Source organism: Kineosporia babensis, from assembly GCF_021129305.1.
Lineage (GTDB): Bacteria > Actinomycetota > Actinomycetes > Actinomycetales > Kineosporiaceae > Kineosporia > Kineosporia babensis.
Genome location: NZ_JAJOMB010000033.1, coordinates 47,836 through 72,117, shown reverse-complemented (window position 1 = coordinate 72,117; position 24,282 = coordinate 47,836). Strand labels below are relative to the sequence as shown.

General features: G+C 67.5%; 20 protein-coding genes and 1 other RNA gene. 16 read left to right on the top strand and 5 right to left on the bottom strand.

Annotation, left to right across the window (positions count from 1 at the left end; translation table 11 throughout):
- Positions 1–46 precede the first annotated feature (46 nt).
- The 5 genes from LR394_RS38170 to LR394_RS38150 all read left to right on the top strand — a co-directional run bounded on the left by LR394_RS38170 (position 47) and on the right by LR394_RS38150 (position 5,614).
- Positions 47–1,891, top strand: coding sequence for a DUF2207 domain-containing protein (locus LR394_RS38170; protein WP_231449591.1), 1,845 nt, complete (start codon positions 47–49; stop codon positions 1,889–1,891).
- 251 nt (positions 1,892–2,142) lie between these two features.
- Positions 2,143–2,517, top strand: a transfer-messenger RNA (tmRNA) gene (gene ssrA, locus LR394_RS38165).
- A 322-nt stretch (positions 2,518–2,839) separates the two neighbouring features.
- Positions 2,840–3,595, top strand: coding sequence for a hypothetical protein (locus tag LR394_RS38160; RefSeq protein WP_231449590.1), 756 nt, complete (start codon positions 2,840–2,842; stop codon positions 3,593–3,595).
- 212 nt (positions 3,596–3,807) lie between these two features.
- Complete coding sequence (locus LR394_RS38155) at positions 3,808–4,950, top strand: glycerol dehydrogenase (RefSeq protein ID WP_231449589.1); 1,143 nt, start codon at positions 3,808–3,810, stop codon at positions 4,948–4,950.
- Positions 4,951–5,173: 223 nt separating this feature from the next.
- Positions 5,174–5,614 (top strand): hypothetical protein, encoded by a 441-nt coding sequence (locus tag LR394_RS38150; RefSeq protein WP_231449588.1) that lies wholly within the window; start codon positions 5,174–5,176, stop codon positions 5,612–5,614.
- Here the strand turns inward: LR394_RS38150 and LR394_RS38145 are convergent.
- Positions 5,597–6,391, bottom strand: a complete 795-nt coding sequence (locus tag LR394_RS38145; protein WP_269330456.1) for a PIG-L deacetylase family protein — start codon at positions 6,389–6,391, stop codon at positions 5,597–5,599. The genes LR394_RS38150 and LR394_RS38145 overlap by 18 nt on opposite strands.
- A 446-nt stretch (positions 6,392–6,837) precedes the next feature.
- Between LR394_RS38145 and LR394_RS38140 the strand changes: the two genes are divergently transcribed.
- The 6 genes from LR394_RS38140 to LR394_RS38115 are packed head-to-tail and all read left to right on the top strand — an operon-like array spanning position 6,838 to position 14,154.
- On the top strand, positions 6,838–7,623 hold the full coding sequence (locus LR394_RS38140; protein WP_231449586.1) for a glycosyltransferase: 786 nt from the start codon (positions 6,838–6,840) through the stop codon (positions 7,621–7,623).
- Positions 7,616–9,025: a glycosyltransferase family 4 protein gene (locus tag LR394_RS38135; protein WP_231449585.1), complete on the top strand. Its 1,410-nt coding sequence runs from the start codon at positions 7,616–7,618 to the stop codon at positions 9,023–9,025. The genes LR394_RS38140 and LR394_RS38135 overlap by 8 nt, the downstream gene beginning before the upstream one ends.
- A gap of 59 nt (positions 9,026–9,084) precedes the next feature.
- The gene (locus tag LR394_RS38130) at positions 9,085–10,569 is read left to right on the top strand and encodes a glycosyltransferase family 39 protein (protein WP_231449584.1); all 1,485 of its coding nucleotides are present in this window, start codon (positions 9,085–9,087) and stop codon (positions 10,567–10,569) included.
- A complete protein-coding gene (locus tag LR394_RS38125; protein WP_231449583.1) occupies positions 10,566–11,957 on the top strand; it encodes a lipopolysaccharide biosynthesis protein in 1,392 nt (463 codons plus the stop codon). Before LR394_RS38130 ends, LR394_RS38125 begins: the two co-directional genes overlap by 4 nt.
- Positions 11,954–13,069 (top strand): glycosyltransferase family 4 protein, encoded by a 1,116-nt coding sequence (locus LR394_RS38120; RefSeq protein WP_231449582.1) that lies wholly within the window; start codon positions 11,954–11,956, stop codon positions 13,067–13,069. Before LR394_RS38125 ends, LR394_RS38120 begins: the two co-directional genes overlap by 4 nt.
- The gene (locus tag LR394_RS38115) at positions 13,066–14,154 is read left to right on the top strand and encodes a glycosyltransferase family 4 protein (protein ID WP_231449581.1); all 1,089 of its coding nucleotides are present in this window, start codon (positions 13,066–13,068) and stop codon (positions 14,152–14,154) included. Before LR394_RS38120 ends, LR394_RS38115 begins: the two co-directional genes overlap by 4 nt.
- 29 nt (positions 14,155–14,183) lie before the next feature.
- Here the strand turns inward: LR394_RS38115 and LR394_RS38110 are convergent, their stop codons facing one another.
- Positions 14,184–14,954 carry a PIG-L family deacetylase gene (locus LR394_RS38110; protein ID WP_231449580.1) on the bottom strand — a complete coding sequence of 257 codons (771 nt, stop codon included), beginning with the start codon at positions 14,952–14,954 and terminating at the stop codon, positions 14,184–14,186.
- Between the two features lie 169 nt (positions 14,955–15,123).
- Between LR394_RS38110 and htpG the strand changes: the two genes are divergently transcribed.
- The 3 genes from htpG (at position 15,124) to LR394_RS38095 (ending at position 19,092) form a co-directional block, all read left to right on the top strand.
- Positions 15,124–17,043 (top strand): molecular chaperone HtpG, encoded by a 1,920-nt coding sequence (gene htpG / locus LR394_RS38105; RefSeq protein WP_231449579.1) that lies wholly within the window; start codon positions 15,124–15,126, stop codon positions 17,041–17,043.
- Positions 17,040–17,600, top strand: coding sequence for a DinB family protein (locus LR394_RS38100; protein ID WP_231449578.1), 561 nt, complete (start codon positions 17,040–17,042; stop codon positions 17,598–17,600). Before htpG ends, LR394_RS38100 begins: the two co-directional genes overlap by 4 nt.
- Before the next feature lie 322 nt (positions 17,601–17,922).
- Positions 17,923–19,092 (top strand): D-alanyl-D-alanine carboxypeptidase family protein, encoded by a 1,170-nt coding sequence (locus LR394_RS38095; RefSeq protein ID WP_331283136.1) that lies wholly within the window; start codon positions 17,923–17,925, stop codon positions 19,090–19,092.
- On the opposite strand, the gene LR394_RS38090 is transcribed toward LR394_RS38095, so the two are convergent.
- The 3 genes from LR394_RS38090 to LR394_RS38080 all read right to left on the bottom strand — a co-directional run bounded on the left by LR394_RS38090 (position 19,089) and on the right by LR394_RS38080 (position 22,345).
- Positions 19,089–19,358 carry a hypothetical protein gene (locus LR394_RS38090; protein ID WP_231449576.1) on the bottom strand — a complete coding sequence of 90 codons (270 nt, stop codon included), beginning with the start codon at positions 19,356–19,358 and terminating at the stop codon, positions 19,089–19,091. The genes LR394_RS38095 and LR394_RS38090 overlap by 4 nt on opposite strands.
- A gap of 423 nt (positions 19,359–19,781) precedes the next feature.
- Positions 19,782–21,266, bottom strand: a complete 1,485-nt coding sequence (locus LR394_RS38085; RefSeq protein WP_231449575.1) for a hypothetical protein — start codon at positions 21,264–21,266, stop codon at positions 19,782–19,784.
- A gap of 203 nt (positions 21,267–21,469) precedes the next feature.
- Positions 21,470–22,345: a hypothetical protein gene (locus LR394_RS38080; protein WP_231449574.1), complete on the bottom strand. Its 876-nt coding sequence runs from the start codon at positions 22,343–22,345 to the stop codon at positions 21,470–21,472.
- A 421-nt stretch (positions 22,346–22,766) separates the two neighbouring features.
- Between LR394_RS38080 and LR394_RS38075 the strand changes: the two genes are divergently transcribed.
- A complete protein-coding gene (locus LR394_RS38075) occupies positions 22,767–23,621 on the top strand; it encodes a helix-turn-helix domain-containing protein (RefSeq protein WP_231449573.1) in 855 nt (284 codons plus the stop codon).
- A 309-nt stretch (positions 23,622–23,930) separates the two neighbouring features.
- On the top strand, positions 23,931–24,155 hold the full coding sequence (locus LR394_RS43870) for a DUF397 domain-containing protein (RefSeq protein WP_407937205.1): 225 nt from the start codon (positions 23,931–23,933) through the stop codon (positions 24,153–24,155).
- The last annotated feature ends 127 nt before the right edge of the window (positions 24,156–24,282 follow it).

Here is a 24,282-nt window from a genome sequence, read left to right as displayed (position 1 = left end):
CGCTGAGGACCCGGAACTGTCATCACCCTTGCGTAGGGTGGGGCAGGTGCGTTGGTTGAAGCCGCAGGTAGCGGCCAGAGTCGCGGCGGTCGTCCTGCTCAGCAGCGGGGGTGTGGCCGCCGCGGCCTCCTCGGCGCACGCGGCCACCGGCGGTGGTGAGGCGATCGCGTCCTACGACGTGACGATGACGCTGGCCGAGGACGACTCGATGCGGGTCGAGGAACGGATCAGCTACGACTTCGGCAGCGCCGAGCGGCACGGCATCACCCGGGACATCCCGATCGAGTTCGACTTCGACGAGGACCGCACCCGGCAGTACCCGATCAGCAACATCACGGTGAGCAGTCCCAGCGGCGCCCCGGCCGACCTGGCCGAGGACATCGGCAGCCAGGCCTCCCTGCGGATCGGCGACGAGGACGAGACCGTCTCCGGGGTGCAGGAATACCTGATCTCCTACCGGCTCGAAGGCATCGTCAACACCATCGACGACCATCAGGAGCTGTACTGGAACGCCATCGGCGACGAGTGGGACGTGCCGATCCGCAAGGCCACGGCCACGGTGACCGGCCCGGCCGCGGCCACCGAGGCACTGTGCTTCCGGGGCCTGCGGGGCAGCACCGACACCTGCACCGCCACCGTCACCCGCAGCGGTGAGGTGCGCTTCGACAGCGGGGGAGTGCTGCCGGCCGGTAGCGGGCTGACCGTGGTGACCTCGTTCCCGGCCGGCACCTTCCCCAATGCCGCGCCGATCCTCAAGGACAAGTGGAAATTCACGGACGCGTTCGCTCTCACCCCGGTCTCGGGAGCCGGTTCGCTCGGCGTGCTGGCACTGGTCGGCGGTGGTTCGCTCTGGCTGGCCGCGCGCCGGGGGCGGGACGAGAAGTACCTCGGCCTCACCCCTGGGCTGCAGCCCGGCTACCAGCAGAACGTCAAGGTCGGACGGGTCTCGCGGCGGCGCGATCCGGTGGCCGTGCAGTTCCGTCCGCCCAAGGACATGCGGCCCGGTGAACTGGGCACGCTGATCGACGAGAAGGCGCACGTCGCCGATGTCACCGCCACGATCATCGATCTGGCGGTCCGCGGTTACCTGCGGATCGAGGAGGTCGAGGAGCCCGGCCGGTTCCGCAAGGGGGACTGGAACCTGGTGGCCCTCACCCCGCCCGCCGAGCGGCTCACCGACTACGAGCAGTTGCTGCTCAGCAAGATCTTCGCCAACCGCAACCAGGTGCGGCTGTCCGACCTCAAGCAGACCTTCGCGAGCGACCTGCAGAAGGTCCAGTCGATGCTCTACCACGAGGTCACCCGGCAGGGCTGGTTCCGCGGCAACCCGGCGAAGGTACGGATCGTCTGGGGCGTCCTGAGCATCCTGGTGCTGGCCGCCGCCGTGCCGATCGCCATTCTGCTGGCCATCTTCACCGACTTCGGTCTGGTCGGGGTGGCGCTGGTGGTCGGGGCCGTGGTGATGCTCTGCTGCACCGGCAAGATGCCCGCGCGCACCGCCAAGGGCACCGCCCTGCTGGCCCAGGCCAAGGGCTTCGAGCTCTATCTGACCAAGGCCGAGGCGGGTGAGATCCGCTGGCAGGAGCAGCGCGACATCTTCAGCCGGTACCTGCCCTACGCGATCGTGTTCGGGGTGGCCGAACGCTGGGCCGGCATCTTCGACCAGCTCGCCCGCGGTGGCGCGGATCTGGATGTGCCCAGCTGGTACGTCGGCGCGATGTACGGCAACGCGTTCAACTACCACGCGTTCGCCAGCTCGGTGGACGACTTCAGCACCACCACTTCCGGTTCGCTCAGCGCCGCCACACCCTCGTCCTCGGGAGGCTCCGGGTTCAGCGGCGGCGGCTTCTCCGGCGGGGGCGGAGGCGGCGGGGGCGGCGGCTCCTGGTGAGCGGCTGCCCGGGTTAGGGCCTGTCCTGTGGATCAGGGCCGTAGCGAGGAGGTGCACGGCGTCCCGGGTGCCCCGCAGTAGGCAAAGATCCACAGGACAGGACCTAATCAGGAGGCGGGAACACCGTTCGACCCTGTAGAGTTGAACAACTGTGCGGGGCCGGTCACCGTCCTCGTTTGATAACTGAACATGCACCAAACGCAACAACTGGGAAGATCCTGATCTTCTTCAACCAGATCCTTCCCCTTCGCGGGGGTGACTGGTTTCGACGTTGGTCGTCTTACCAGGGGAAGCGGGCCGAGTACGCGATGTGATCTCGTAAATCCTCGTCGCAAACCAATAGTTGCCGATACAAAGCGCAACGACCTCACCCTCGCTGCCTAAGCAGCGGGGCCTATAGGTCCGTCAGTCCGGGAATGCCTTCGGCCCGGGTCCTGGCGTCGACTAGAAGGCCACTGCCCAAGGGACCGGTTACGGGGCCTGCGGGAACACTAACCGTGACTGAGCCCGGCTCGGCGACCTGCCTGTGGGATCGCCGGGGCTGAGAAAAGCCACAACAGGCTGCGCCCGGAGAAGTCCTGGTTCTGCGCTAGCGGACGGGGGTTCGAATCCCCCCACCTCCACAGCAGAACACGCTGTACAAGTGGCCCCCGGTCTTCGGACCGGGGGCCACTTGCCGTTTGCGGTCCAGCTGGTGAGACGGACCGAAAGGGCATGCAACGCCGGACGCCCTTGATGCGTCATGGGTCCGGAAGTGCCTGGGGGGCAAGAATCGACTTCGCGCTGGGTGGGCGTGCGGTGGCCGTGTGTCGACGGCCGCCGCCGGCCCGGTGCCGAGGTGCGGACGAATGCTGACGCGAGTGACTAGTAGGGGGGAAACCTTCTGGTCGCAAGCGTTTCCTGGGAGCACCATGCCCAAGGCTTGTTTCACATAAGGAGTTCGCGTTCATGGCCAGCAGTAGCCCGACCCTCACGCTGGGTGGCAAGATCGTCGCCGCCGCCGGTGTCCTGTTCCTGATCACCTCGTTCCTGCCCTACTTCCGGTTCTGCTCCACGGTGATGGGCTCGGAGAACTGCGCGAACGGCAGCGCCTGGGACTTCACCAGCACCAAGATCGCCGCCCTGCTGGTGATCGTGCTGGTGGTCGAAGTGGTCGTGGTGCAGCTGGCCAAGGTGAAGCTGCCGGACGGACTGGGTGGGCTGCTCAACCTGGGCCGCCTGGTGGTCTCGGCCGTGGCCGCGCTGCTGGTCGGCTTCAAGATCGCCGTCGGCCAGTCGACGCCGGAGATCCCCACGATGCCCGACATGTCCAGCCTCGGCATCGACAGCAGCGACTTCGAGTTCGACATGGGCTTCAGCCGCGGTATCGGCATCTTCCTCGGCCTGGTCTTCGCCCTGGCCCTGGTCGCCGGCAACGTGCTGCGCCTGAACGAGGCCGCCCCGGCGGCCGACGCGAACCCGGGCGCCGGCTCGGCCGGTCCCTGGAACAACCAGGGAGGCCAGCAGTTCCAGGCCCAGCCTGGCCCGTACGACCAGAACCAGTACGGCCAGAACCAGCAGAACCAGTACGGCCAGAACCAGAACCAGTACGGCCAGGGGCAGGACCAGTACGGCCAGTACGGTCAGCCGACCCAGGGCAACGAAAACCGTTACGGCCAGCAGAACCCGCAGTACCCGCCGAACCAGGGCGGCCAGCAGTACTGATCGAGCGGTGAAGGAGCACGGCCGGACCGTGCGCAAGCTCACCCGTGGCCGTGATCACGAACTTCGTGATCACGGCCTGCTCGTTTCCGAAAAATACCTGCCGTAAGGGCATTTCGTCCCGCAGTCGACCGGCGCCCAGCCCGGGCGGATCCCGGCCGGAAGAACTAGCGTGATCGTCGCAAGGAAGTTCCAAGCAATCGAAAAGGAACACCATGACGACGGTTTCCGTACTTGCCAGCCCTTCCCGCTACGTCCAGGGGAAGAACGCCATCGCCGAACTCGGCACCCATCTGAAGGGCCTCGGCCGCAAACCGCTGCTGGTTGCCGACGACATCGTCTGGGGCCTGGTCGAAACCTCCCTTTCCGCCGGTTTCCGCGCCGAAGACCTGCCAGTCACCCGAGTCGGCTTCGGCCGCTTCACCACTCCCGCCGCCGTCGACGCCCTGGTCGAGAAGATCCGCTCCGGTGAGCACGACGTGATCGTCGGTGTGGGTGGCGGCTCGGCCATCGACGCGGCCAAGGCCGCGGGCCACCTCGCCGGGGTGCGCTGGGCGAGCGTGCCCACCGCCGCCAGCTCCGACGCCCCCACCTCGGCCCTGTCGGTGATCTACACCGAAGAGGGCGAGTTCATCGAGTACCGCTTCTTCCCGCGCAACCCCGACCTGGTCCTGATCGACACCCAGTTGGTCGCCGGGGCACCCGCCCGGTTCCTGGTCGGCGGCATCGGCGACGCGCTGGCCACCTGGATCGAGGCGCGGGCCACCGAGCGCGGCCAGGGCACCGCGATGGCTGGGGGCCGCCCCACTCGCGCGGGCACGGCCCTGGCCCGGTTGTCGTGGGACATCCTCTGGGAGAACGCGCTGCCCGCCCTCGACGCGGTGCGAGCCGGCGTGGTCACCCCGGCTCTGGAGGCCGTGGTCGAGGCCAACACCCTGCTGTCCGGCCTGGGCTTCGAGTCCGGTGGCCTGGCTGCGGCGCACGCCATTCACAACGGCCTCACCGCCGCCCCGCAGACCCACGGCCTCACCCACGGCGAGAAGGTCAACATCGGCTCGGTGACCCAGCTGGTGCTGGAGGGCGCTCCCACCCAGGAGATCGAGGACTTCATCGTCTTCACCACCCGGGTCGGCCTGCCCAACACCCTCACCGAGGTGGGCCTGAGCCCGCAGGACACCAAGGAACTGCAGGCCGTGGCCGAGGCCGCCACGGCCGCCGGCGAGACCATCCACAACCTGCCGTTCCCGGTCACGGCCGAGGACGTCGTCGCTGCGCTGGTAGTGGTGGAAGGCCTGGCCCGGCGGGTGCGCGCCGAGCACGGCCTGCCCGAGCCGGTGAAGTACGTGGCCCAGCACTGAACCGAAGGGGTCCGGAGCGCAAGCTCCGGGCCCCAGGCCCACTGCTAGGAACTGCGCGGCGGCCACACCGTCCAGGCAGGGGTCCGATCAGAAGGGTTTCGTTCCTGTTCGACGGTCGGCAAAAGGTAAAAACCCGCCTGCATCGACCGCGCCCGGCTGGCAGAGTGATTGCACAGGCGGCTGACAGGTTCCCGCCCTCGATCAGGATCGGAGTTCCGCGGCCATGGCCAGCAGCATCCCGCTCAGCCTGGGGGGAAGGATCGTCGCCGTCGCCGGTGCGCTCTTCCTGCTCGACACCTTCGCGCCGTGGCATCGCCTGTGCGTCGGAGTGCTGGACGCCCAGGCCTGCCGCACCGACAACGCCTGGGCCACCACCTTCTCCACCGGCGCCGCCCTGCTGGTCGCCGGGCTGCTGGCCGAGCTGCTCGCCGTGCAGCTGACCCGGTGGCGACCGAACCTGGCGCAGTTCGACGGGGCCCAGTTCCGGCTCGGGCTCTCGGGTCTGGCCACCGGCCTGGTCGTGCTGCAGCTGTTCGTCGGCGACGGCGCCCTGGAGCGCAGCTACGGCATCTGGCTCGGCCTGGTCCTGACGGCCGGCCTCACCTACGGCAACTACCTGCGCAGTCAGGAAACGACCGTCGGGCGCTTATCCGCGAACCGGTAGATAGACGTACTCCTCCAGCTCGGGCACGGCTCGTCCGCCGAACAGCGGCCCGGCCTGGCTGCCGTACCAGCTGACCAGCTTGGCCTTCTGCTTCTGGTCCACCTCGTGCTTGACCCGCCGGGTACCGCCCGGCGTGGGTACCTCACGCCCGGCCCGGTAGGCGTAGGGCTGATCGGCGTACCAGCCAACGGTGCGCTTGGCCGACAGCACCTTCCCGAGCTGGTGGGTGATCACGTGATCGACGTGGTCGCCCAGGCCCAGCGGGGCCAGGATCAGGTCGTGCTTGCTCGAGGCCAGTCGCACCCGCCGCTCCAGGTTGGCCAGCAACGGCTCGTCGTGCGGGGAGATCCGCCCGCGGGAGACGTGCAGCCGGTAGGTGGGGTAGACGCAGTCCAGTTCGGGCAGCAGCCGCCGTGCGAACCGAGGGATCCGCGGATCCTTCCGGCGCCGGAACAGTGCCTCGTGCAGGCCGAAGTGCACCCCGGTGGCCCCGATCTCGCGCAGCGCCACCTTGTCCTCGGCCCGGCGTCGGCTGTAGAGGGCCGGAGCGCGCCGGGCATTGCACTGATTCAGAAAGGCGCGCGCCGACAAGGACGGCCGTTGCCCGTGGCACGAGGTGAACAAACTCATCACCGTGACCGGCGTGTAAGGCGAGGTCTGGGCCAGCAGGGAGCCGCACGAAAGGGCGGCATCGTCCAAGTGCGGGGAAAGGACGATGATACTTGCATGCTCTTGTAAAGAGTCCGCTCCGATCACGGCGGCTTCCCTTCTGAACATTAAGAGACTGTTCGGTGGGCCGGTCGCCCGGCGTCATCCGGCTCGCGCCGGGGCATTTTGGGGCCTTTTCCTACGCTCTGGCAAGGGCGCAGGTCACTGCCGATATCCGAGTGCGCGCCAAGGGTATTGACGAATCCCGGCGAGGGCCAGGACCGCACTGCCCGCGTCGGAACCCCCGGGTCACCGGAGTCTTAAGTGTTCTTTAAGTGCGCACGGGGCAAAAGGTTCACGGAATGCGCTGTGAAACGGGAAGAAATTCCTGGGGTGGGCGGGGGTCGAACCAACGCACGAGTAACCGCCGGCTGGCTCCTGACAAATGCCAAGAGATCCCTTTTTGGCTGATAAAACACTCTCTGCCCAGGCTGGACGAGGAAGTTCGCCGGGCTGCTGTGCCGTTTCCGGCCCGCATTCAGTCACGCCCGTGATCATCCTCGTGGAGTTTTCGCATGGCTGGGATCGCCGAACTGCCGAAGTCCCTGACCCCGACCGCAACCCCGACCGCAATCCGGAGAGCGACCGCAATCCCGGCCGCGCCGTTGGATCTGATCATCCCGGTGCTGAACGAAGAACTCCGGATCGGGAGAACTCTGGCCGCGCTGGCCGAACACATCGATCTGGCGGGGCATCCGGTCCGGCTGATCGTGGTCGACAACGGCAGCGTCGACGCGACCGTCTCGGTGGTGGAGCGGGACTGCCGAGGGCTCGACGTCGAGGTGATCAGTTGCCGGCACCGGGGCAAGGGCGCGGCCGTGCGCACCGGCATGCTGCACTCGCGGGCACCCCGGGTCGGCTTCTGTGACGCCGACCTGTCCACCCCGCTGAGCACTTTCGGGACCGCGCTGGAACTGCTCGATGCGGGTTGCCCGGCGGTGATCGCCTCGCGCCGGGTAGCTGGGGCCAGCTACGCGGTCCGCCAGCCGATGGTTCGGCGGGCCGGCAGCCAGGCGTTCGGCCGGATCGCGGCGCCCCTGGTCGGGCCGATCCGCGACACCCAGTGCGGGTTCAAGCTCTTCGACGGCGATCTGGCCCGTGAGGTGTTCGCCGACATGCAGCTCAACGGCTTCGCGTTCGACGTGGAGCTGATCGCTCGGCTGCTGCGGCGCGGCGTCGAGGTGGCCGAGGTGGCGGTGGCCTGGACCGACGATGCCGATTCGACCTTCAGCCCGATGCGCGACGGCTACGCGGCCTTTCGCGACCTGATGCTGATCAAGCGAGCCCTGCGCCATGCCTGAGCCGCGAACCGCCCAGCAGCACATCGTGGTCACCAACTGGCGTGACCTGAAGCATCCGCAGGCTGGGGGAGCCGAACTGGTCTGCCAGGAGTTCGCGGCCCTGACCGCTGCGGCCGGGCACCGGGTCACCCTGCTGACCGCGAAGGTGAAAGGCCGGCCGCGGTGCGAATCCACCGACGGCTACACGATCCGGCGGGCCGGCGGAAGGTTCACCGTCTACCTGCACGCGCTGCTCTGGCTGTTGCTGCACCGGCGTTCGGTGCATGCCGTGCTGGACTCGCAGAACGGCATCCCGTTCTTCACCCCGCTGGCCGTGCGCCGGCGTACCCCGGTGATTCTGCTGCTGCACCACATCCACCAGCAGCAGTTCGGGCAGTACTTCCCGGCGCCGGTCGCTGCGGTGGGCCGGTTTCTGGAGTCCACCGGGTGCCGTCATGTGTATGGACGTCGGTCGATCGTCGCGGTGTCCCCCTCCACCCGGCAGGGGGCGCGGCGAGAGCTCAGGCTGCGCGGCGAGATCCGGATTACGCCTCCGGGCTGGCGGATCACTACCGAAACCGCTGCCGGCTTGGAGAAGACGCTCGCTCCGTCGATCGTCTGCGTGGGCCGGTTGGTGCCGCACAAGCGCACCCGTATCGTCATCGAGGCGATGCCGGACGTGCTGGCCGAGCATCCGGAAGCCGAGCTGCACATCGTCGGGGTCGGCCCGGAGCGTGAGCGCCTGGCCCAGATCGCTGTCGCGAAACAGGTTTCCCACGCGGTGACGTTCCACGACCAGGCCACCGACGCGCAGCGGGACGCGCTGGTGGCCCAGGCCTGGATCGCGGTGAGCTGTTCTTCCGGCGAGGGCTGGGGGATCTCGGTGATCGAGGCGAACGCCCTGGGTACGCCGGTGCTGGCCTTCGACCGGCCGGGCCTGCGGGACTCGATCAAGGACGGCGAGACCGGCTGGCTGATCCCCGAGGGCGACGCAATCGGCCTGGCCCTGGCCGACCGGCTGAAACTGCTGGGTGACGGCTCCGGGACGATGCGCGAGGTGACCCGGCGCTGGGCCGGCAACTTCACCTGGGAACGGATGACGGCGAAGCTGCTGGCGGTGATCCACCTGGAACGCCAGCGACTGCAGCTGATCCATCCGGAACGCCGCCACCTCAGCGACGTGGCCACCGTGGTCCGGATCCCGGTGGACGACCTGCCCGAGGGCTGGACCCCGGACCGGTTGCGCCAGGGCGACGCCGTGACCTGGCTCGACGGTCAGCTCACCCTGCTGCTGATCGGGGTGGACATCCCCGGGTCCCGGCCGGTGCTGCGCCGGATCGGCCTGCCCGACCTGGCCACCGGCGACCTGCACAGCATCCGGGTGGCCCGGGGCAGCGACCACCTGCTGCCGTTCGAACGCTGATCACCCAGCACCACCAAGCACCACTCAGCACCAGCAGGCATCATCACCAAGGAGCGAAAGTGCCCGACACCGCGGTGGCCGCACCGGAACGCAGCGCCGCCTCACCGGCCCGGCCGAGGGAAGCCCTGATCTGTGTGGCCCTGGCGGTGATGGCCTTCGCGGTGCGCTACTTCAACATCGTGCCCTCGTACAACCTGTTCATCGACGAGGTCACCTACTCCGAGATCGCCCGGAACATCGCCGAGGGCGAGGGAGTCACCAGTTACGACGAGCCCTTCACCCTGCACCCACCCGCGGCCCTGGCGGTATTTGGTCTGGCCACCAAAGTTCTTGGCCTGCAAGGTGATCCGGCCGATCTGGCCTACGCCCTGCGCCCGGTGGCCGCGCTGTTCGGCGCTGCCACGGTGGCCCTGACCTACCTGATCGCCCGGCGTCTGGCTCTACCTAGCGGCTTCGCCCTGGCCGCGGCCGCCCTGGTGATGCTGGACCCGTTCCAGATCCGCTACGACAGCCAGGTGATGCTGGAGGCCCAGACCCAGTTCTTCGCCGCCCTGACCATCCTCTTGGTGATCACCCGTTCACCCGGCTTGGCCGGGCTCAGCGCGGGCATCACCTTCTGCAGCAAGGAGACCTTCGGCCTGGTGCTGGGGGCTGCCTTGCTGGTGATGCTCTTCAGCAACCGCCCGATCCCCCGCCCGCAGACCCTGAAGGTGATCGGGATCGGGCTGAGCCTCTACCTGGGCAACCTGCTGGCCACCATCTGGCTGGGCGGTCTCGACGCCTGGGCACAGTCCCGGGGCAACGGCCTGACCCGGCTGATCGGGCTGAACCAGGAGACCGGCTTCAACTCCGACACCGTGCAGGTCTCCCTGTTCTCAAGGTTGACCGAACACTTCGACCGGCTGGCGGTGACCTACGCGCTGCTGCTGCTCGGCGGCGTCTGCTGTCTGGTTCTGGTGCGCCGGCTCACCCTGTGGAGACCGTCCACCGCCCCGGACGCCGTCGTTGCGACCACCGCCTGGGCGCTGGCGGCCTGCGGATATCTGGTCTACGCCATGCTCTTCGGCTCGATCGAGGAGCAGATGTTCTACATCCCGCTCGTCCCCTGCGTGCTCTGCCTGGCGGTGGTGACGGCCTGGTACGACCGGACCCGGGTCTCGGCGCTGCTGCTGGCGCTGTTCCTGACCGTGGACGTCTGGGTCTGGTCCCGGGTGCACTCGGCCGACAGCAACATCTACCGGCAGTTCTTCACCTGGGCCGAGACCGGAATACCGCACGGCAGTCGGGTGGCCGTGACCGAGGACTCGGCCCAGTTCGTCCTCGAACAGGTGGATCTCGGCAACTGGCACACCCCGGCCGACCTGAGCGAGCACGACGTCGACTACGTGCTGATCAACCCCCGGCTGGTCGAGCACGGCTACGGACTGGGCGACCGAGCTCTTCTCGAGTACCTGGAAACCACTGCCCAAGCGGTGTTCACCAAGACCTCTGAGCAGGACGGCACCCTGATCCTGTACCGCCTGAACAGCGCCGGTGCGTCGTGAGCGCAACCACGCAGGAACGGCAGACCCTGGTCTCCGGCGCGGGTTGGCTGACCGTCGGCACCCTGGCGGTGGGAGGCCTGAACTACGGCTACGCGCTGATCCTGACCCACCTGCTGCCCACCGACAAATACGCCCAGTTCGCAGCCGCCCAAGCCCTGCTGCTGACCGCGGGCACCATCGCCGCCGCATCCATTCCCTGGGTACTGGCCCAGCAACTGGCCAAGAACCCGGATCCGGCAACCAGAGCTGCCCTGACCCGGATGTCGTTACTGGGCAATGGTGTTCAGGGTCTGATTGCCGCCTTGGTGATCCTTGCCGTGGCCCAGTCCTTCGCCGATCCCCAGACCTCGTTCACCCTGGCCGTCTGCGTGTTCCTGATCTTCGCCAGTTCCACCACGGCCGGCTGGCTGCAGGGACGTCAGCGGTTCGGGGCACTGGCCGCGGTCAAGGTGCTCGAGGTGGTGGTCAAGTGCATCGTCGGCATCGGCCTGGTCCTGGCCACGAGCACGGCGGCCGCTGCGCTCGGAGCCTTCGGGGCGGGTTCGGCAATCGTTCTGCTCCTGGGGCTGTACTGGCTCCGTGCCGAAATTCTGGGTCCGAGCACCTTGGCCCTGGCGAAGTCCTTGTGGCGAGATGCACTGGGAGTAGCATCGGTTCAGGGTCTGGTGTCGGCTCTGGCCTCGCTGGACGTGGTGCTGGTGGCCGTGCTGCCGCTCACCTCGTCGGCAGCGGCCAGCTATCAGGCCTCGATGATCGTCGCCCGAGTGCCGCTCTTCCTCGGCACGGCGGTGGCCATGGTGGCGCTGCCCTTGGTGGCCCAGGCCGCGGCGGACGCGGCGGGGCGGCAGTTTCGCGATGCGCTAAGGCTTTACGCGATCGTGGCCGTGCCGTTCGCGGTGATGCTGGCGACCGCCCCGGGAGCGCTGGCCTACCTGGTGTTCCCGGGTGAGTTCGGTGAGATCAAGGAAGTTCTGGCCTGGACGGCGGCCTCGGGTCTGATGATCGGTGCGGTGCAGTTGGTGATCACCTTTTATCAGGGACGCGGGGAGTACCGGATCGCTCTGACCTGTCAGCTGGTGTCGGGGCTGATTGCGGTGGCGGCCATCCTGACCGGTTTCCAGCTTGGGGGGATCGTCGGGTTGGCAATCGGCGCGTTCGTCGGAACCACCTTCTCCGTAGCCGTTCTGATGGTCTGTGCGACCCGCCTCTGGCCTGGTTCGGTCCGGCTGTCCAAGAGCGCCGTCGTGGCCGCGGCGGTCCTGGTCGTAGCGCTGGGGCTGGCCTCGCAGTACCCGGTCGTCTGGATCGCGGCCTGCCTGGGGACCGGTACCTGGAGCGTCGGCCGGATCCTGGCTCTGCGGGCATCGGGTGAGAAGGAGGCGGAATGAGGATTCTTCACCTCGGTTTCGAGGATCATCGCCGGCCCGGCAGCGGCGGCGGCTCGCTGCGCAACGCCGAGATCAACCGGCGGATCGCCGCGCGGCACCGGATCACCGTGCTGGTGGCGAACTATCAGGGAGCCGAACGCCGGGTGGAGGACGGGGTGGAGTACGTGCCGGTCGGGCTGCCGCTCGGCTATTTCCCCAGCCTGGTCTCCTACTTCCTGCTGGTTCCGTTCGTCGCCCGGGGCTTTCCGGCCGAACTGGTGGTGGAGGAGTTCGCCGCGCCGATCTCGTCGGTGCTGATGCCGGTCTGGACCACCCGCCCCACGCTGGCGGTGGTGCAGTGGATGAACAGCCGAGAGAAGTCACGTCAGTACCGGTTGCCCTTCTTCCTTTTCGAGATGCTCGGAGTGCGTCTGCACCGGCGCTTCGTCACGGTCTCCGACGACATGCGGGAGCGGATTCACGCGTCCAACCACCGGGCCCAGGTGAGCGTGATCCCCAACGGGGTGGCCGACCCGCAACTGGCGCCCGACCTGCCGCGGGGTGCGGACATCGTCTACCTGGGCCGGCTCGAGCTCGCCCAGAAGGGCATCGACCTGCTGCTCACGGCGTTCGCTCAGCAAGCCGCCCTGATCCAGGGCAACCTGGTGATCGCCGGTGACGGCCCGGACCGCAAGGCGATCGAGAAACTGGCCGCCGGGCTGGGTATCGCGCACCGCGTGCAGTTCGCCGGCCGGGTCGAGGGGGCGGCGAAGTTCGATCTGCTGGGCCGGGCCCGGCTGGTGGTGATGCCCTCGCGGTTCGAGACCTTCGGCATCGTGGCGATCGAGGCCCTGGCGGCGGGGACGCCGGTGATCGCCTTCGACATTCCGTGCCTGCGGGAGGTGGTACCGGCCGATTGCGGACGTCTGGTGCCGGCTTTCGAGGTCGAGTCGCTGGCCGCTGCGGTCGCCGAGCTGTACCCGGACCAGGCCCGGATCGCGCAGATGGGTGCGGCCGGGAAAGAGTTCGCCCGGCAGTTCGACTGGGACGAGATCGCCCTACGCCAGGAACAGGTCTACGAGGACGTGGTTCGCGCGGCTCAGGCCGGGCGCCACCGAAAGGGGCCGGGATGAAGAGCCGGCGGGTGATCATCTCGATCTACGACGACGAGGCGAATCCGTACTACGCCGGGGGAGGCCCGGTCGTGGTCCGGCAGATCACCGATGTGCTGGCCCCGCACTACGACGTGCTGGTGGTCACCGCGGGGCATCGTCTGGGCCGACGGCAGATCGGCGCCGTCACTTACCTGTACCTGCCGGTGCTGGCGGCCGGTGCCCGGGGCAGCCAGGTGCTGTGGGGACTGGCGCTGCCCTTTCTGGCGCTGTTCCTGTCGTACGGGCTGTGGCTGGAGAGTTTCAGCCCGCCGTTCTCGTCCAACCTGGTGCCGCTGGTCACCCGCCGCCCGGTGATCGGCCTGGCCCAGTCGCTCTCGGCCCGGGTGATGGCCACCCGCTACCGGGTCGACTTCCCGCTCCGGCTGGAACGCCGGCTGCTGCGTCACTATCGCGACATCGTGACCCTGAACGAGCACGACGCCGCGGTGGTGCGGGAGTGCACACCCCGGACCCGGGTGCATGTGATCGCCAACTGGGTACCGATGCCCTCGGCTGCCGCCGCCGACGCCAAAGACGGTGACTGCGCGGTGTTCCTGGGCCGGATCGACGTGGCGATGAAGGGTCTGGACCTTCTGCTGGAGGCCTACCGGAAGCATCCGGAAGGCCTGCCACCCCTGATCATCGCGGGCAGCGGGCCGAAGCCCGAGGAGCAGACGCTCACCGAGCTGATCACCGCCAGCGGAGCGCCGGTGCGCTGGATCGGCCGGGTCGACGCGGCCGGTCGCTCGGGTCTGCTGGGCCGGGCCGCCCTGGTGGTGGTGCCCTCGCGGGCCGAGAGTTTCAGCCTGAGCGCGCTGGAGGCGCTGAGCCACGGCCGTCCGGTGGTGCATTTCGACCTGCCCCAGCTGTCCTGGATGCCGCCGGGCTGCCACGTCAGCGTGCCCAGTTTCGACGTGGCCGCCCTGGCCGGGGCGATCGCCGGCTACGCCCGCGACCCGGTACGGCGCTCCGAAGAGGGTCGCCGGGCCGCGGACTGGGCCGATCACTTCAACCAGGGCAACCAGGCCGGCTACCTCTGCCTGATCCGCGCCCTACTGGCCTGAACCGCGGTCGGCGCGCACAACGTCCCCAATTAAAGGGAGGCCGGCAGGAACACCGTCTCGTCCAGCACCGGGATGCGCTTGCCCAGCTCGGAACGCACATGGGTGCTGTAGCGCTCCAGGAACTGCGCCTTGGCGGTCTGGTCCACGTCGAACTTCAGCCGCTCGGTGCCCTCGGGTGTGGGCACCTCGGTCTCCATGTTCTGCGCGTCCGGCTGGTCGGCGTAGAAGCCGACGTGCCGGTCCGAACGGGCCAGCGCCAGGCCGACCTGATGGGTCAGCACCCGGTCGACGTTGCCGCTCAGCCCCAGCGGGGCCAGGATCACGTCGTCCTCGGTGGTGGCCAGCAGCACGCGCTGCACCAGCTCGTCCACCAGCGGGAAGTCCAGCGGGGAGAGCACACCGCTGACGATGTGCCAGCGGTAGGTCGGGTAGACCACGCTCAGCTCGGGCAGCACGTTGCGCACCACCTTCGGCAGATTGCGGTCGGTGCGGCGGCGGAACAACGCGTCGTGCAGCCCGAAGTGCACGGGGGTGACCTCGATCGAGCGCAGGGCCAGCGAGTCCTCGGCGCGGCGCTGCGCGTACAGGGCGGGGGCCCGGCGGGCGTTGCGCTTGTCCAGGAACGAGCGGGCCGGCCGGGTCGGGCTGTCGTCCCGGCTGTGCGTGAACAGCGTCATCACCGTGACCGGGGTGGACCGCGCGAGCTGGGACAACAGGTAGCCGCAGCCCAGCGCCGCGTCGCCCAGGTGCGGGGACAGCACGATCACGGGGCGGTCAGACAGGGACTCCGGTACGGCCACTGGGCCATCCTTTCGCTGAGGGCGGAGGGTGCTTGGATCTGCCGGGCCCAACCCAAGCACACCCGGGGAGCGGGGACCGCAGAAGGTGAGGCGGGCAGGCCGCCGGGCGGACTAATCTTTTCTCCGGCAGTGCGAAGAACAGAACGTCCAAGAACATCGGAAAGGTGCCATGACGACCCAGGCCGAGAGCTACGAGTTCCAGGTCGAGACCCGTCAGCTGCTGCAGCTGATGATCAACTCGATCTACTCGGACAAGGACCTCTTCCTGCGCGAGCTGATCTCCAACGCCTCCGATGCCCTGGACAAGCTCCGGCTGGAGCGGTTCAACGACGACACGCTCGACGTGGACACCTCCGACCTGCACATCCGGATCGAGCTGGACGACTCCGCCCGCACCCTGACGATCAGCGACAACGGCATCGGGATGACCCGGGACGAGGTCGTGGACCTGATCGGCAAGATCGCCAACTCCGGCACCGCCGAGTTCATGCGGCAGATGAAGGAGGCCCAGCAGGAGGAGGAGGCCAAGACCGAGGAGCTGATCGGCCGATTCGGCGTCGGCTTCTACTCCAGCTTCATGGTCGCCGAGCGGGTGGTGCTCGTCACCCGCCGGGCCGGTCAGGCCGAGGCCACTCGCTGGGAGTCCGCGGGCGAGGGCACCTACACGCTGCAGCCGGTCGAGGACGCCCCGCAGGGCACCTCGATCACCCTGCACCTCAAGCCCGCCGACCCGGAAGACCGGCTGTTCGACTACACCGACCCGCGCAAGGTGCGCGAGATCGTCACCCGTTACTCGGACTTCATCACCTGGCCGATCCGGATGGCCTCGCTCCAGGTGGCCGGGGAGGGCGAGGAGGCCGAAGAACCGGCCGACGAGACCGTCAACTCCCGCAAGGCCCTGTGGACCCGCCCGGCCGGCGAGGTGACCGACGAGGAGTACGCCGAGCTCTACAAGCGGATCAGCCGGGACTGGAACGACCCGCTGGAGACGATCCGGCTGAACATCGAGGGCACCCTGCAGTACCAGGCCCTGCTGTTCCTGCCCGAGCGGGCCGGCGCCAACCTGTTCAGCCCGGACGCCAAGCACGGCGTGCAGCTGTACGTGAACCGGGTCTTCGTGATGGACGACGCGGAAGAGCTGATCCCGTCGTACCTGCGCTTCGTCAAGGGCGTGGTCGACTCCCAGGACCTGGCACTCAACGTCTCCCGCGAGATCCTGCAGCAGGACCGCCAGATCGAGTCGATGCGCAAGCGCCTGACCAAGCGGGTGCTGCAGGCGATCAAGGGTCTGGCCGCGAACGAGCCGGAGAAGTACACCAAGTTCTGGGGCGAGTTCGGCCGGGTGGTGAAGGAGGGCCTGCTGCAGGACTTCGCCAACCGCGACGCGATCCTGGCGATCTGCTCGTTCGAGTCCACCCACGACGCCGAGCAGCGCACCAGCCTGCGCGACTACGTCGAGCGGATGCCCGAGGGCCAGGACAAGATCTACTACCTCACCGGTGACTCCCGCCCCGCCCTGGAGAGCTCGCCCTACATGGAGGCGTTCCGGGCCAAGGAGCTGGAGGTGCTGCTGCTCACCGACCCGATCGACGAGGTCTGGGTGGACGGCATGCCCGAGTTCGAGGGCAAGCAGTTCCAGTCGATCGCCAAGGGCGACATCGACCTGACCTCGGACGAGGCGGACGAGGACAAGGCGAAGCAGAAGGAGGAGTTCGCCGGCCTGCTGACCTGGATGGGCGAGGTGCTGACCAAGGAGGTCAAGGAGGTCCGGCTGTCCAACCGGCTGACCACCTCGCCGGCCTGCGTGGTGAGCGACCAGAACGACGCCACGCCCACCCTGGTCAACCTGTACAAGGCGATGGGCCAGCCGATTCCGCAGGAACGCCGGATCCTCGAGCTCAATCCCGGGCACGCCCTGGTCTCCGGTCTGCGGGCGGCGCACCAGAGCCGTCCGGAGGACCCGCGGCTGGCCGAGACGGCCGAACTGGTGCACGGGATGGCGCTGCTCGCCGAGGGGACGCAGCCGGACGACACCGCGCGGTTCGTGCAGCTGATGGCCGCTCAGCTCGGGGAGACGCTGGGTAAATGAGCGAAGGCGCGTTGGAAGAGCCGATGATCGACGAGCAGGGTCGTCCGGAGCCGCCGTTCGCCGGCAGCGAGGCGGAGACTCTGCTGGGATTCCTGGAGTACCAACGCGCCACCTTCGCCTGGAAGGTCGAAGGGCTGGACGCGGCAGGACTGGCAACGGTCCTGCCGCCTTCGGCGATGACCCTGGGCGGCATGATCAAGCACCTCGCCTACGTGGAAGACATCTGGCTGCACATCCGTCAGCTCGGGGCCGACCGCCCGGCGCCCTGGGACACGGTGGACTGGGGCGCCGATCCCGACTGGGAGTGGCATTCGGCGGCCCAGGACACACCGGAGGAACTGCTCGCCCTCTGGCACGCGTCGCTCGAGCGCTCGCGGGCGGCCACCGCCACGGTGATGGCCGAGGCCGGGCTGGGTGCTCTGGCCAAGTTCAGTTTCGCGGACGGCAACACCCCCAACCTGCGCTGGATTCTCACGCACCTGCTGGAGGAGTACGCGCGGCACAACGGGCACGCCGATCTGATCCGCGAGTCGATCGACGGGTCGGTCGGGGAGTAACTAGGGCCTGGCCTGTGGATCTTTGCCTACTGCGGGGCGCCCGGAACGCCGTCTGACCGCGTCCGGCGTGGCCCCACGCAAAACCATTGCGAGGGGCCCCACCGGCCACGCCCAGCCAGCGCCCCGGGCACCTCCTCGCTACGGCCATGATCCACAGGACGGGCCCTAGGGACGTTGTGGGCGCCTGAGCGCTCGACGCGCCGGTATCACCAGGCTCAAGTTCCCCTTTGATTGCTCAACGTGTCGCTAGCATCCACTCACGGTAAAGGGATGCTCCAGTAGATGCGGCTCCCGTGCGACCTACCTCCTCGGGAGCCAACTCATGCCGGTGCTGCCTTTTGCCCGAAAACCCGCGGTGAGCGTCCTCTGCTTGGGGGTTGTTCTTGCTCTGAGCTCACCCGCTACCCCGGCGCGAGCCGACGTCCCCAACCAAACGGCCGACAGCGTCCGTTGGTTGGTGCCCCTCCGGAACGCGGTGTCCGGGGGAGCGCCCAAGGTGGACTGGCCGACCAAAGGCCGCGCGCGTATCGCCGTGCCTGGGGTAGGCACGATGGGCAACAAGGACAGCGGCGTTAAGTCCGTACCCATTGCCAGCGTAACGAAAGTGATGACGGCGTACACCATTCTGAGCGACCATCCGCTCGAAGCCGGTGAGGAAGGCCCGATCATCACCGTGACCAAGGCCGAGGCCGCGTCCTACCCCCGCCGCAAGGCCGGAGGGGAATCGCTGGTCAAGGTCAAGGCCGGCCTGAAGATCACCCAGCGCGAGGCCCTGGAAGCGGTGCTGATCCGCTCGGGCAACAACATGGCCGATATTCTCGGACGCTGGAGTGCCGGTTCGCCGCAGCGGTTCGTCGAACGGATGAATTCCAAAGCGGCCGAACTGGGCCTCACCTCGACCTCTTTCGCCGACACCTCGGGATTGAGCAGGTACTCCCGCAGCAGCGCCATCGATCTGCTCGACCTGGCGGTGGCGGCGATGAAGGATCCGACTTTCGCCGAGATCGTGGCCATGCCCAGCGCCAAGATCCCGATGAACACGTTGAACACCACCAACCGACTGCTCGGGCGCAATGGGGTGATCGGGATCAAGACCGGATCCACGAAGGCCGCCGGGGGCTGTCTGCTCTGGGCCGCCGAGGACGAGGTGCGCGGCGAGACGCACACCATTTACGGGGTGATGCTCGGCGCGCCCGGTCCGCTGATTCTGACGAATGCGCTGAAAGCCAGCGAGAAGATGGTTGTTTCCTCGCGAAAGGCCCTGCGGCGGGTGACTTTGGTGAAGCGCGGCACTCCTCTCCTCTCGGTCACGGATCAAGATGGAACGGTGTCGGAGTACGGGGTGGCTGAGACCGTCGCGGTGACCGGCTGGTCGGGTCTGAAGTATCAGTTCGGTCTGCCGATCGATCTGGTCCCCGGCGAAACCCCGAGCGAGATCACCGTGAAGACCGGCGCTGAGTCGATCGGGGTTGCGCTGGAGCAGCTTTCCTAGCGGTTGGGTGTCGTCGGGCGGTAGCTCGCGGCGGCCAGGAGAGGGACGAATAGGGCAGCGGCCACGCACAGCAGGCCCAGGCCAGTCACCAGGACGCCGGCGGTTGCCAGCGGGCCGATCACCAGGAGGCCCAGGGCCAGGGTGAACTGCCTGGCGCTGACCATGTTCAGGCCACGGCCGGTGCTGACCAGCAGGGTGAAACCGATCAGGTAGAGCAGGCTCAGCACTGCCACCAAGGTGTGGTTGCGGCCCATGACGGTGGCCATGCAGAGCAGGTTCTCGCACGACAGGCGGCCGCACACCACGGCAAGTGAGACGGCGGCGGCCCCGGCGTTCAGGGGTACCAAGAAGATCAACAGCCTACGGACGTCGCGAGGCAGTTGCGTCCGGAATGCTGGGTGGGGGTGGAATGTCGGTTCTACATCGGGTTGCTCGATGACGGGGCTGCTGATCGGCCGGCGCTTCCGGACCCTCGAAGTGGGTGCGGGCGCGGCCGTGGCTCGGTCGAGCACGCTGGGCTGGGTGGGCATTCGTAGGGCTCCTTGATCGTGAGCCCGGCGCAAACGGGGGATGCGCCGCGGCTTCTGCGATCAATACTGAAAGTGCCCTGGACGGCTTGTCATTCAAAGGTCGCGGGGTGCTACCCGATGGAACCGCAGCGGTTCCATCGGGTGCCGTAGCGAGGCCCCTCAGAGGTAGGCCGCAGCCAGCTCGGCCACCAGCAGATCGTTCGACCCGCAGGGGGTGGACAGCACGTTGCCGATGGTCGGGGTCTGCCGGGCCGCCAGCTCCGGATCCTGCAGCAGATCAAGCAGCTCGTCCTCGCTCAGATCCAGTAGCTGCTCGTACCGGCCCCGGCTCAGCCCGGTGGCCGCGGTGGCGTAGACCTCGTTGGCCGGCAGCAGCAATCGGCCGATCTCGCGCACCCGCAGCGTGGGCCGGACCAGGGCTGGGCGCAGCCGGGCCTCGGCCACCAGCTGACGCCACTCCCGCAACGCCAGGATGGCCCGGCGGACGTTGTGCAGGGCCGGGTCTTGGTCCGAAACGGCGGGCTGGTGCTCGATCAGGGCGTCGAACACGTTCACCCGCACGGTTTCCAGATCGAGGGCCTCCTGGTCCGGCGGTACCCGCAGCACTCCCCGCAGCGAGGTCCGACGCCGGCCGTCCACACTGGCCCGGTGCAGGGTGAGCAGGGTTTCGCCGCGCGCCCGGCCGGTTTCCCGATCGATCAGCCGGGCCAGGATGCGCCCGCCCGGGCCGTGATCGGTGACCGGGCTGCCGAACAGAGGAACGTCCACCACTACCGTGCGGACATTGTGCATCCGGCCCGGAACGGCCGGCCTGACCGTGATTTCGGGACGATCCGGGTCGGGATGCATACCCAGGGTGCGGGCAGGGACCTGCCGGGGATCGATGAGGCCCGCTGCCGGCTCCTCACCGGCTGGGTCTGCTCTCGCCCCAGCCGGCTGCCGATGAGTGCGCAGGACCGGGGTGCGGAACGTCCGGCCCATGTCCCGCCACATCTCGACCACTGCGCGAAGCGACTCGTCATCGCCCTTCAGCTGATCGAGCAGAGCCTGGTACCCGGCCACCAGCCGGTCGATCCCGTCGGCCAGCTCCAGCGGCAACGGCTGCGGGTGCAGTCCGATCCGGGCCAGAAAACCGTGCAGGCCCCGGGCCGAGCGTCGGGTGAGCAGCAAGGCCTGCCGCAGCATCTCGGTGCGAACGTTGCCTTCGGGCATGCTCAGCGCAGCGAAAGTCCTTGCCACCCCTCGCTCGGCATCCACCAGCGACTGGTCCAGCGGCAGATGCAGCCAGCGGTCCAGGGCATCGGCGAGGGCCACCCGCAGCCACGGAGCGGCCCCGGAAAGGTCGGCCTCCAACCGCGACATCTCGGCCACCGGGCCGCCCGGCTGCCATTGGGCGTTGATCTCAGCCACCGCCGGATCACCGGCCAGGGCCCGGATCAGGCTCTGCGACGCGCAGTTCCAGGAGGCCACGGTGATCGATCGCCATCGGTGCGGGGTGGTGAGGTCGACGCTGACCCGGACCCCGGCTGCGAGCAGCGTCTCGTGCCGCAACTCGCTCGCCGGGGTCTGGAGTCCGGCCGAGAACATCACCTCGGGCTCGACATCGTGACGATCTCTGGGGGACAGCGTCACGGACACCATCATCTCCCAGCCTCACCTTCAGAGCACGGAAAGCTTGTCAGAAAGTGATTCTTCAGCGCGCTGTGGGCGGATTCGCTGACCGCGACTGAACTTCAGTGGCGTTGGACAGATTCGATCGTCTCACCAGTCAGCGTCAGTAGCCAGAGGTGATCGGCGAAAATCTCGTCAGCCGGGCAGTGCCAGGACACCAGGCGGTCAGTTCTGATTCAGTTCAAGGACGGTTGCGGGCAGCAGTCCTGCGCGAACTGCCAGGCCGCCCTGCAACCGGTGCGGACCGGAAGATGCTTGGGCACGGGAGATCTGGGCCCGAGCCGCCAGGCGGTGAGGTGCTGCGTGCTCAGACTCTCCAGGGCCAGCGCCTTCAGCCCCGGATAACCCCCGATGTCGGCCCACACCGAGTCGCTCACGTCGCCCTGGGCCGGGTCGGCGAACTTGCGCAGCCGGCTCGCCCGCTCGCACAGGTTCTTGCGGGTGGGCTGGTGCAGGGTCCTGGGCAGGACGATCCCGAAACTCTGCAACTGCCCGGGCGGGATCTGCCGGCGCCAGGTCTCCGGCGCGAACTCCACCCAGGCCAGGAACTCCTGGCAGGCTCGCACCAGAGCATCCCGAGCCCCGGCGTAGAGATACGGCCGGTTGCGCAACTGCTCCAGCTCGGTCTGCTCACGCCAGGTGATCCCGGCCAGGGCCAAGGTCAGCCGTCGCTCCGGCCCCTGCGCCCCGCCCGGTTCAGCCTGCTCGTGCGCCAGCATCAGCGCGGCCCCCTGCAACACCGCCGCCACGTGCCCGGTGTCCGGATCGACCTTGGTGAAGCCCGGCGGCAGCCCCCGCGCCGCATCGTGCAGCACCGACCACGCCTGCTCCACGTCCCCGACCGTCTGCTGGAACATGCTCAGCGCCAGCAACCGGGTCACCGCGGCCAGCTTGTGGGTGCTGGTCCCGTCCCCTCCGAGCAGAGCCAGCACCTCCCGCCAGTCGCCGGTCTCCAACCGCTGGGCGCAACGATGCAGATTCCGGAACGGGCCGTCCGGACCGTAGGGCGAGGGAACCTCCTCGCGTGGTCGTGGTGGAACCGGCGGGATCATCGCAGGCCACCCCCTTGTCCATCGGTGTCACACCCCGAGTCGCCGCCGGGATGCGCCGTACTGAGACGCTTTTCGGATAGCCCGGACGCCCGAGCGCCCAACGGCCACCGCTGCACTTCCGCCGGGTCGCCCCGCGCCCCAACGGCCTTAGACACTGCCGTGCGATGTGACATGACCATGCCCTCCGACTGAGAGAGTGGCTGCGGCCCAACCACCTGAGCTTCCGCCGAAAGCTGCGATGACCTGGTCGAACGAGGATCGGCACAAGGCCTGAGCGGTGCGCTGCGGTACGCCGTCGAGGCTGCTGACAAACCTCGGCAAATGCCCTCTGGCAGTGTTACGTTGGCTGCGTACCATTTGTGCCCTGCCAGGATGCAACCCGCATCTGGCAATTGACAAGCACTTGGACAAGCGGGGTGCCATGCCCGGTACACGCCCCAACCCCACCGCCAGCCGCCGCGTGCTTGCGGCTCAGCTCCGGCGTCTACGCCTAGCCGCAGGCAAGAGCACGGAAGACGCTGCTCGCGAACTCATGGCCAGTTCCTCCAAAATAAGTCGGCTGGAGAGTGGGGAGCGGACTCCGCAAGCTCGCGACGTCCGCGACCTGGCTCGGTTCTACGGAGCCACCGACGACGACATCGAGCATATGCAACTATTGGTGTCCGAGGCTCGGCGCAAGGGCTGGTGGGCGGATTACAGTACGGAAGAAGAACAGGGTGAAAACTACCTAGGGCTTGAGTCTGCAGCGTCTTCCATGGATGTCTTCGAGAACTTGAGATGGCCGGGCCTGCTCCAAACCGAGGCAGTGACTCGCGCGTTGCTGAAAGACATCAGGCTTCCTGGGGCTCTTCCCCTAGGTTTTATTGATGACCAGGTGGTGCTCCGCAGAAAGCGACAAGAACGCATGCTTAGCGGCGAACTCAGTGCGCATTTCATTTTGGACGAAGGCGTGTTTCATCGTCCCCTAGGTGTTGACGTCGTTGACGCCCAGGCGCGGCACGTCTTGGACATAGCAAATGACCTACCGAATGTGACGCTTCAGATTGTCGCTTTGCGACGCGGTTCATATCCGGGTCTTGACGGTTCGTTCCTTATTCTTCAGTACCCGAAAGAATCGGGTCTGGAAGATATTGCTTTTAGTGAGGGGCTGCACGGGATGTTGCTGATGGAACGTCCCTCGGTAGTGGACAAGTATCGGAAGGTATTCAGCGGCATCGCTTCGGAGTACGCACTTCCTCCAGGCGAAAGTTTGGACTGGCTTCGCGGCTTCCTCTAAACGGTGGTGTCCCGTCGTCGCCGCTTCGGGTACGAAAAGGGTCCCATTTACAGGGGAGGCGACTCCCCGGGGGCTATGGTTTTGGTGAGGATAGATTCATTTTGCTACTGTGCAACTTGGGGCGACTGAGGTTGGGTTTTTCCATGGGGCTCGGGGGATGCGCCTGGCGCTGGTTTTTGCCGGTACAATTTGCCATCGCCGCCCGGCGAAAGTCGCGGAAAATGCCTTCGTCCAGTTTCCTGGGTCGATGGGTTCGTTTCCTGGGTGGTTGCTCATCTACTGTGGCGGCGATACCTATGGGGATCTGAAATGAATCATTCGGCAAGTGCTGTCCCGACTGGCGGGGGCGAGGAAGATTGGCAGAGGTCTAGTTTTTGTTCTGCCAGCACCTGTATCGAGGTATTAGTATCGACCGAATGGGATACTGTTAAAGTTCGTGACTCTAAACATAAAGATGGTTCGGTTTTAAAGTTTGATCTTGCCGAGTGGCGAGCCTTCGTAGCTGGCGTGCGCAACTCGGAGTTCGACGTCTGAGGAAATTTCCGTGAGACGACGGGCCGTACCCGCTCTTGTACCCAGAAGTTTTGGTCCTTACCGTGGGACTCGCCGGCCGCCGCCCCGGCGGAGCCACGCGGGGAGGCAAAACGGGGATTCGGAGGGT

Coding starts and splice junctions, on each gene's coding strand:
- LR394_RS38160 (WP_231449590.1), top strand. CDS start 2,840: ATGGCCAGCAGTAGCCCGACCCTCACGCTGGGTGGCAAGATCGTCGCC.
- LR394_RS38155 (WP_231449589.1), top strand. CDS start 3,808: ATGACGACGGTTTCCGTACTTGCCAGCCCTTCCCGCTACGTCCAGGGG.
- LR394_RS38150 (WP_231449588.1), top strand. CDS start 5,174: ATGGCCAGCAGCATCCCGCTCAGCCTGGGGGGAAGGATCGTCGCCGTC.
- LR394_RS38145 (WP_269330456.1), bottom strand. CDS start 6,391: ATGTTCAGAAGGGAAGCCGCCGTGATCGGAGCGGACTCTTTACAAGAG.
- LR394_RS38140 (WP_231449586.1), top strand. CDS start 6,838: ATGGCTGGGATCGCCGAACTGCCGAAGTCCCTGACCCCGACCGCAACC.
- LR394_RS38135 (WP_231449585.1), top strand. CDS start 7,616: ATGCCTGAGCCGCGAACCGCCCAGCAGCACATCGTGGTCACCAACTGG.
- LR394_RS38120 (WP_231449582.1), top strand. CDS start 11,954: ATGAGGATTCTTCACCTCGGTTTCGAGGATCATCGCCGGCCCGGCAGC.
- LR394_RS38115 (WP_231449581.1), top strand. CDS start 13,066: ATGAAGAGCCGGCGGGTGATCATCTCGATCTACGACGACGAGGCGAAT.
- htpG (WP_231449579.1), top strand. CDS start 15,124: ATGACGACCCAGGCCGAGAGCTACGAGTTCCAGGTCGAGACCCGTCAG.
- LR394_RS38100 (WP_231449578.1), top strand. CDS start 17,040: ATGAGCGAAGGCGCGTTGGAAGAGCCGATGATCGACGAGCAGGGTCGT.
- LR394_RS38095 (WP_331283136.1), top strand. CDS start 17,923: ATGCCGGTGCTGCCTTTTGCCCGAAAACCCGCGGTGAGCGTCCTCTGC.
- LR394_RS38090 (WP_231449576.1), bottom strand. CDS start 19,358: ATGGCCACCGTCATGGGCCGCAACCACACCTTGGTGGCAGTGCTGAGC.
- LR394_RS38085 (WP_231449575.1), bottom strand. CDS start 21,266: ATGATGGTGTCCGTGACGCTGTCCCCCAGAGATCGTCACGATGTCGAG.
- LR394_RS38080 (WP_231449574.1), bottom strand. CDS start 22,345: ATGATCCCGCCGGTTCCACCACGACCACGCGAGGAGGTTCCCTCGCCC.
- LR394_RS38075 (WP_231449573.1), top strand. CDS start 22,767: ATGCCCGGTACACGCCCCAACCCCACCGCCAGCCGCCGCGTGCTTGCG.
- LR394_RS43870 (WP_407937205.1), top strand. CDS start 23,931: ATGAATCATTCGGCAAGTGCTGTCCCGACTGGCGGGGGCGAGGAAGAT.